Here is a 1,900-nt window from a genome sequence, read left to right on the forward strand (position 1 = left end):
AGGAGGACCGGCGGTTCGCGCCTTCGGCGGAGTTCGCGGCGAATGCGGTGGTGACCGCGGGTGAGTATGCCGAGGCCGACGCGGACCGGCCCGCGTTCTGGGCGAGGCAGGCCCGGGAACTGCTGGACTGGTCCCGGGACTTTGACCAGGCTTTGGACTGGTCCGAGCCGCCGTTCGCGAAGTGGTTCGTCGGCGGGGAGGTCAACGCCGCGTACAACGCCCTGGACCGGCAYGTGARGGCCGGGAACGGGGACCGGGTSGCGATCCAYTTCGAGGGCGAGCCCGGGGACACCCGCACCTACACCTACGCSCAGCTGACCGCGGAGGTGAAGAGGGCCGCGAACGCSTTCGAGTCCCTCGGCGTGGCCAAGGGCGACCGGGTCGCGGTCTACCTGCCCATGATCCCCGAGGCCGTCATCACCATGCTCGCCTGCGCCCGGATCGGCGCGGTCCACTCGGTGGTCTTCGGCGGCTTCTCCGCCGATGCGCTGCGGTCCCGGATCGATGACGCCGAGGCCAAACTCGTCGTCACCGCCGACGGCACCTACCGCCGCGGCAAGCCCAGCCCGCTCAAACCCGCCGTCGACGASGCCCTCGCCGGTGCCGGGCACACGGTGCGGAACGTCGTGGTGGTCAAACGCAACGGACAGGAGGTGGACTGGCACGAGGGCCGGGACCACTGGTGGGCCGACACCGTCGGCGCCGCCTCMSCCGAGCACACSGCCGYCGGGCACGACGCCGAGCACCCTTTGTTCATCCTGTACACCTCCGGGACGACCGGCAAGCCCAAGGGCATCCTGCACACCACCGGCGGCTACCTCACCCAGACCGCCTAYACSCACCGGGCGGTCTTCGACCTGCAYCCGGAGACCGACGTGTACTGGTGCACCGCGGACGTCGGCTGGGTCACCGGGCACTCCTACGTCGCCTACGCCCCGCTGATCAACGGCGCCACCCAGGTCATGTAYGAGGGCACCCCGGACTCCCCGCACCAGGGCCGCTGGTGGGAAATCATCGAAAAATACCGGGTCTCCATCCTCTACACCGCCCCGACCGCGATCCGGACGTTCATGAAGTGGGGCACSGACATCCCCGCGAAATACGACCTGTCCTCGATCCGGGTCCTGGGCTCSGTGGGCGAACCCATCAACCCCGAGGCCTGGATGTGGTACCGCGAGACCATCGGGGCCAATGCCGGCAAGAACGGYGAAAAGAAAGAGCACCCCGCCCCGATCGTGGACACCTGGTGGCAGACCGAGACCGGGGCGCAGATGATCGCCCCGCTGCCCGGGGTCACCGCGACCAAGCCCGGYTCSGCGCAGGTCCCGCTGCCSGGCATCGCCGYGGACGTCGTGGACGAGACCGGCGCGTCCGTGCCCAACGGGCACGGCGGCTTCCTGGTGATCCGCGAACCCTGGCCGGCCATGCTCCGCGGGATCTGGGGGGACCCGGAACGGTTCAAGGAGACCTACTGGTCCCGCTTCGAGACCATGTACTTCGCCGGCGACGGCGCCAAGAAGGACCAGGACGGCGATATCTGGCTCCTGGGCCGGGTCGATGACGTGATGAACATTTCCGGGCACCGGCTCTCCACCGCCGAAATCGAATCCGCCCTCGTCTCCCACCCCGCSGTCGCCGAAGCCGCCGTCGTCGGCGCCGCGGACGAGACCACCGGCCAGGCCGTCGTCGCCTTCGTCATCCTCCGCGGGGACGCCRYSGACWCCGGCGAGGACACCGTCACCGAACTCCGCAACCACGTCGGCAAGGAAATCGGCCCGATCGCCAAACCCAAAACCATCCTCATCGTCCCCGAACTGCCCAAAACCCGGTCCGGAAAAATCATGCGCCGCCTCCTCAAAGACGTCGCCGAAGGCCGCGACCCAGGCGACGCGACCACCCT

At 69.2% G+C, this 1,900-nt stretch carries 1 protein-coding gene; it reads left to right on the forward strand.

The window, feature by feature from the left end; all coding sequences use genetic code 11:
• A partial coding sequence (gene acs, locus AC1DDO_RS22980; RefSeq protein ID WP_476972846.1) for an acetate--CoA ligase occupies window positions 1-1,900 on the forward strand: 1,900 nt, incomplete at both ends.

It is taken from the genome of Arthrobacter sp. 10N43 (genome assembly GCF_056394525.1).